Genomic DNA, 6,754 nt, shown 5'->3' with positions numbered 1-6,754 from the left:
GGAACAACCAATCCATCGACCTGACAAGTATTGCTGCGCTGCTGCCAGATGCTGATGATGCCCAGGCAGCATTCAAGCTACCGCTGTCTATAGCTGAACACTTTCTGGCTGTTCCCCTTGACGAACTCGACGTGCCTCCCATTGAAGACCCCTTTAGTGGTGATCTAGTGTCATTTCCTGTCCCGCAAGAAGTTCAGGATGGGCCGGCCTACAAACGAGATCTTGCCAAGCTATTCCTTGGTGATGTGCCCTGGTATGAGTGGTCGCTCGAAGAAGACGGCGCCAATAACGTGCTGTTGAGCTACGTACAATTCCTGATGCAGCTGCCAGAATTTCAATTAACCTGAGGGCGGCGCGAAATACGTTTTTCCAATGAGTAAACCGAAGATTTTAACAAAGCGCGCGCGTTTTGGCAGCAGCCTTGATCATGGTGATGCCCACGCTGCAGACCACTCCCGCTGGTCGAGGCGCGATTTTCTGTCGAGCCTCGGGGCACTGAGTGCCGGCGCCATGTTGCTCGGCGGTACACCTGTACGCGCCATGGGTATGTCGCCCCTGATGGCGGGTATCCAGCGTATGGATGAAGAACGCATTCTGGTACTGATTCAGCTCAAAGGAGGCAATGATGGGCTAAATACTGTCATTCCGTTTAACGATGACATTTACTACAACCTGCGCCCGGGTATCAGTATTCCCAAAAACGATGCTTCGGCCTTTAGTGTATCGGGCGACCTGGGCTTGCATCCTTCGCTTGCGCCCCTGGAAGCGCTCTATGGTGATGGACAGATGTCGGTTATCCAGAACGTGGGATATCCCGAACCCACGCTCTCCCATTTCCGGTCAACAGATATTTGGCAGACGGCGACGGATCACGACGTGATCAAAGGTACAGGCTGGCTTGGTCGGTATCTCGACATTGTAACGCCAGACTTTCTGGAGCGCCCCCCTGAAAAGCCACTTGCCGTTCAAATAGGCAGCGGCACAGCACAGCTTTTTACCGGGCCCAATGCCAATATGGGCATGCAACTCATCAGCAATGAGTTTTTGCAGCGCCTCGCGGATGGCGAACTGTACAACCAGAATGCTGTACCGGATACAAAGTATGGCAATGAAATGTCGTTCTTGCGGTCGATAACCAACAACTCGTTTCGTTATGCAGAGGCGATATCAGCAGCTTCGCAAGAGGGCGAGAACGAAATTGATTATCCGGCCGGCGAAGGCAAGCTGGCCACAAATCTGGCAACCGTTGCGCGGCTGATCAAAGGCGGTCTGGGTGCACGGATCTATCATGTATCGTTGCAGGGATTTGATACGCATTCTGCCCAGGCTAGCTCGCATGGCGGGTTACTGAATACGGTAGCAAACAACGTGAGCGCATTTTTGCAGGACCTCGCCGGTGTTAATTCTGATACCAAAATTCTGACCATGACCTATTCCGAGTTTGGCCGGCGTGCTGAACAAAACGGATCAGGTGGTACCGATCATGGGGAAGCTGCACCGCTTTTCCTTTTTGGACCCGGGGTGAAAGGTGGACTTACCGGCGGCGTGCCGCAATTGCGCAACATCAACAATGGTAATGTGCCCCACGAAATTGATTTTCGCAGCGTGTACGGCACCATTTTGCAAGACTGGTTCGGCTTTAGCCAGTTTGCAGTTCAAGGGGCACTTTTTGGCTTTCCATACCAGCGACTTGGTGTTATTGACAGTGTTGCACCGGTGAGTGAAGAAGGGGGAGAGCAGCCACAGCAATTTGAGTTGCAGCAGAATTTCCCGAATCCATTTAATCCTACAACGACCATTAATTATACACTGATGAAAGCCGGCAGTGTGAAGCTGGAAGTGTTTGATCTGGAGGGTAAGCGCATATCGGTACTCGTTGACAGATCACAGCCTGCTGGTGTGTACCAGGTGCCTTTTGATGCCGGTAATCTGCCCAGTGGCACGTATATCTACCGCCTCCGGTCGAACGAAGGGGTTGTGTCCAAGAAGATGGTGCTGCTGCGGTAAGTGCTGTCTGGCGTTTTTGAGGGGGTATGGCTAATCAACAACGGATATAATCGGTTGCACCAGATTTTCCAAATGGCAGATTTGCAACTAGAGGGAGGGGATACCCATATAATACAGAAAGGCACAGCCTTTTGTGTACCATTCACCATCTGGTATTCCCTATGCAGGATCAACTTGCTTTAGACAAAACAGTTGTTGTTTCTACCTTTCTTTCGCGGATGGAAGCCGAAGTTGCCCGAGAATACCTGGCCGACATGAATGTTGAGGCGTTTGTGAGCGCAGATGACGCCGGCGGTATGCATCCACAATTGCAGCAGGTACACGGTGTTAAGCTGATGGTACTGGATTCGCAAGCTGAATCTGCCTATGCGCTGTTGCAGGAAGCAAATCTGCTGACAGAACCAGACGGACAGTTTACTGAAGAAGAAATGATATCTGGCGGATGGCGGTCCAAATTGGATATGATTCTGCTGGTTGCTTTTCTGTTGGTGATGCTTATTATCAGCTTCATTATTACACTGGCCTAGTTCAGCAGCCAGGATGGAGACAACGTGGAAATTGGGGCCGGCGCTGCGATACCTGCCGGTGATTATTCTTATTGGCCTTGGAATAGGAATTGCCAATCATGCCATTGGTTTCCGCGCCTTGCTGGCTGAGGCTATGCTTCTCAATACAATCACCAGCATCTGCGTAGGATTTCCGCTGGTACTGATTTACACAAATGCAGATTTCCTTTGGCAACGCCCGCCACTAAAAGGGGCTACAGCACAAGGGGGACTCGTGGTATTCGGTTTGGCCTTCGCCCTGATAGGCTTAGCATCTTCAGAAGTAGAGTTGCTTGTGCGGACCCTTGGCCTTAATGATGGGCCTTATGTACCATTCTCCGGCGGGGGCACCTATGTTGCTAATGCAATCATTAGTGTCATCCTGGGTTTCAGTTTTCTTAATCCGATGCCGGCGCAAGATGAAAAGGGACAAGCATCGACTACAGTTGCCGCCGATGAACAACCTGATACTGTCCTGGAAACCATTCCCGTGAACCAGGGGGCGGCAATCCATTTAGTGCCTGTACCTACGCTTGGTTTGCTGGAAGCAGCCGATAAATACGCATATCTGTATACCATAACCGGTGATAAACACCTCTGCGATTACTCGTTGTCGCGCCTGGAGCAGCGGTTGCCCGATAGCTTTGTACGCATACACCGCAGTTACATCATCAACACGCGGCAGATTGCCCGCATAAAACCGTTTGATAAGAAGCGGTACCTCATCGAGTTTACCAATCACACCATCCCCGCCGTAAAAAGTAGCGCCACCTATCAACATGTGCTGCGCGAGCTAACCCGCCTGGCCTGACATTCACGCCGGCACGGGTATACTTCACGCCAGCAGTGGGGCGTTCTGCGCCTTTTTACTACGCCCAGTCGCTTTTTACACCGACATTGCAACGGTTCTTCAAGTGTAACCAGAGAATGCAATGCACGGATTAAACATCTTTATACACGTCACTGCCGGTATCCTAGCGATGCTTGTTGGCGTCGTTTCATATGCTTCTGCAAAAGGGCAGCGTGCCCATACCATAGCGGGCCGGGTTTTTCTTTCGCTGATGGCTGGTGTCATCATCACGGCAACACTCGGTGTGCTGTTCTTTCGCGACCGGCCGTTCCTCACGTTGATAACGATCCAGAGTTTTTACATGGCAGCGTCAGGATATCGGGCGCTTTGGTACAAAACCCGCGGCCCCGGGTGGCCTGATCTGATGTTGGCACTTTTCCTGTTGTGTGCCGGCTGCGTTTTTATTTACAGCTTGCAGGGTGCCAATATTGTGTGGCACGGAAGCGTTGTGTTTTACCTGCTGCTGGTCTTGTTTATCGTTGGTGTATACGATGTCTTGCGCATAAGCAAAGTGGTCAAGCTACCACATGCATGGCTGCCTGAGCACTTCTTGAAAATGACAAGTGCTTATACAGCGCTCTTGTCTGCTGGATTAGGGACGCTGATGTCCGGTTTGGGCCCGATCAGCCAGATTTTGCCGGCTGCTTTGGGAAATCTGCTACTGATAGGCGTTATCTGGCGATTTCGCCACACCTTTCGTCGGAAGCAGCCTTCCTCCACTACTTGATTCGTACACCGTAATGCATGGAAAACGGCTGCTTCACGCCATCTGTGCGGTTCTTGGCGCCAAATGGCTGGGCTTTGTCTCCCGTTACCAGGCGGAGCCAGAATTCATTGTTGGCCCCATCGTAGTACCAGCGGTGATCCGTCGCTTCTGTACTTGTTGTAATGACCTCCTCAATCGAACCGGCTTCAGTAACCCTGTCGCGGCGAGAGTTGGGCAATACATCTGGTTTTTCGCGCACATCTGTGAACTTGAGCACCATGTATTCGCCCCGATATCCTTCACGCGTCATGTATTTTTTGCGTAGCGGACCATCAACTTCGTAAATCCGATTGGTCGGCATGTGCAGTGTGTTTGCTTCACTCGGGCCGTAGGTGTTGCCATCCACGGTAACATAGTGCCCGTTGAGTGACGCAAAGCGCCGGCTGCGGGTGTCACACTTGAAAATGGGCTGGTCGAATTTATCGTCGTGGTACGTACAGCCAGCAGCCTCATCTGTCAGGATTTTGGGCCCAATCCGAACCTCCTGGTAGCGGCCTTCACCGGTCAGGGTGCCATCAAAGTCTATTATGATCACGCCTTGCTGCGGCGCGCGGCCTCTGCGCTTGCGTTTCGCCGGCGAAGGCACAAACGCATCCGAGTCGATCATGGTAGATCCTTCGAAGAAAATTGGTGCGTCGAAGCTGGCACCGCCGACGCTGGCTACGCCACGCTCAAAGATGTCATCGGACTGATAACCAATAAACGTATTGTTGATCGAAAAGCTTTTGCTGTAAAAGCCCATGATCGCAGAAATCAGGTTTACGTGTGATTTCCCAAACTGTGGTATGGTACGGCCCAGGCTGAACTCAGCATCTGTACGCGGATTCCCAACGTTGTCTGTATGCGCAACAAAGACCGAGTTGAAGCTGCCGTCTCGCCGCTGCCACATGCTCGAATGGGCATCGGAAAAGGTAGCGTTTTGCAGTTCAAAGTCGCTGCTTTCATCCGCCCAGAAGTTGAAAACGTTTTTATAGGCCGTCAGGTTGTGGATGGTACCGATACCGCCTTCATACATAAAACCGATGCCGCCTTCTGTTTCGGGGTCACCTGTTTCGTCGAGGCTCCGGCGGTTGCCGAGGGCATTGGAGTGCACAACATTATCGCGTATTTCGCCCATCGGCACCTTTGCGTTTTCGTTGTGCCGGTTGCCACCCGTATCCTGTAAATCTATCCAGATGCCAGTACCGTAAGAGCCGGCAGCAACGTTGCCAATCAGGTGATTGGTTGGAAAAGATACCCAGAAAATGGAAGGGACATTGTCGCTTTCAATAAGCTCAAGCCGCTTGTCGGGGAAGTGCTTCATGACAGCGCCGATGTTGTTCACCAGGCGGTTGTCTTTTTCAACAAAGCTCTCCAGGAAATAACAATGGCCGACTGAGTTGTAGGCGACATTGTTTTCCAGCAACGTACCAAAGGTACCGTGAACAGCAATACAACGCTGATAAGAGTCGTGCACAGAACTGTTTTTAACGTAGGCGCCTGCTGCATCGCCAAACATATGGAAATGCATCGGGTACCGGCCCATTTTGCCCGTTTGCCCGAGGCGCGTAAGCTCAACACCGGAAATGTGACTCAGTTCATCAGGCGTGTTTTCAAACATTGGATCATCCAGCTTCTGCTGCCAATCGATTTCACTCATGTCCGGATCCATGTGGTGCATGTGTTTGGACATAATCATCACATGGCCGCCAAATAAACCGTCATCAGTTGCTTCATCACCCTGCACTACAATGTTGCGATCCAGGTGCATGACTTCAGCCCGCTGATCGATTTTGTGTCCACTGTAATCCATGATGGTACCCCAGTGCATGTAGTTCAGGGGTTCTTCAAACGATACCACGAGGCCATCAGCAGACACATCGCTGATCTGCCGGCGCTCAGCCTGGTTGGGGTCAAAGTCTGTACTGACAATAACAATTTGATCTCCTGCGCGCCACGAGACGGGTTCTTCAAGCGTAATGTGGGTTGCACCGACTGCTGCGGTGTGCCCGTCGGCAAGGCGCGTCCACGCCGGCGATGACAGGGCGCCGTGCAGTTCAAATTTGCCACCCATCGCGCAGAGCACTTTGGTACCACACATCGCAACATCCGTTTTTCGGTCTGTGTACTCGGTGGTCAGGTTAATGGTGGCTTTGTGTTGGAAAGGGTTGTCGGGTGAGCCGATCTGAAGGAGGCCGCCGACGATGATGTAATCTGCCGAAAGGTAGAGGTCTTGCTCGGCGAAGTGCAGTTCGCCATCTACAAACATGCCTTTCAATTGGGGCGGGCTTTCATCGAGTAGCAAAGCCGTGCCGGCAGGAATGTTGACCTCATCGCCTTCAACAGGTTTTTGTTGGCCAAGGGCCTGCCAGGTCGCCGGATCACTCCAGCGCATCAAGTTGGTGGGATTGTCTACGATTGTAGACGCATTGCGTTGGTCTTCGTGCTGATGCGCAGCGTGTTGCTGGCTGGCGCAAGCAGGCGTCAGCGGGAAGATGAAGAGGTAAAGTAGCAGAAACAGGCTCGATTTGGCGCCTGAAGCCTGTCTATCGGTAAAAGGTGCGTACAGCATGTGTCAGAGGAATTAACGGTTACATCTGATAAACA

At 51.9% G+C, this 6,754-nt stretch carries 6 protein-coding genes; 5 read left to right on the top strand and 1 reads right to left on the bottom strand.

Annotated elements, in window-relative coordinates:
- The 5 genes from AAF564_01090 to AAF564_01070 all read left to right on the top strand — a co-directional run.
- The coding region (locus AAF564_01090) for a hypothetical protein (protein MEM8484105.1) at nt 1–347 on the top strand (347 nt) is incomplete at its 5' end.
- A gap of 25 nt (nt 348–372) precedes the next feature.
- Entirely contained in the window at nt 373–2,007 is a 1,635-nt protein-coding gene (locus tag AAF564_01085; protein MEM8484104.1) for a DUF1501 domain-containing protein, read from the top strand.
- A gap of 161 nt (nt 2,008–2,168) precedes the next feature.
- Nucleotides 2,169–2,534: a hypothetical protein gene (locus AAF564_01080; GenBank protein MEM8484103.1), complete on the top strand. Its 366-nt coding sequence runs from the start codon at nt 2,169–2,171 to the stop codon at nt 2,532–2,534.
- 13 nt (nt 2,535–2,547) lie between these two features.
- The gene (locus AAF564_01075; GenBank protein MEM8484102.1) at nt 2,548–3,363 is read left to right on the top strand and encodes a LytTR family DNA-binding domain-containing protein; all 816 of its coding nucleotides are present in this window, start codon (nt 2,548–2,550) and stop codon (nt 3,361–3,363) included.
- A gap of 121 nt (nt 3,364–3,484) precedes the next feature.
- A complete protein-coding gene (locus AAF564_01070) occupies nt 3,485–4,129 on the top strand; it encodes a hypothetical protein (GenBank protein ID MEM8484101.1) in 645 nt (214 codons plus the stop codon).
- On the opposite strand, the gene AAF564_01065 is transcribed toward AAF564_01070, so the two are convergent.
- Complete coding sequence (locus tag AAF564_01065) at nt 4,122–6,719, bottom strand: G8 domain-containing protein (protein MEM8484100.1); 2,598 nt, start codon at nt 6,717–6,719, stop codon at nt 4,122–4,124. The two genes, AAF564_01070 and AAF564_01065, sit on opposite strands and share 8 nt — an antisense overlap.
- Nucleotides 6,720–6,754 lie beyond the last annotated feature (35 nt).

It is taken from the genome of Bacteroidota bacterium, assembly GCA_039111535.1.
Classification (GTDB): domain Bacteria; phylum Bacteroidota; class Rhodothermia; order Rhodothermales; family JAHQVL01; genus JBCCIM01.
Note: the sequence above shows the minus strand (reverse complement) of the source record. Positions and strands in the feature narration are given on the sequence as shown.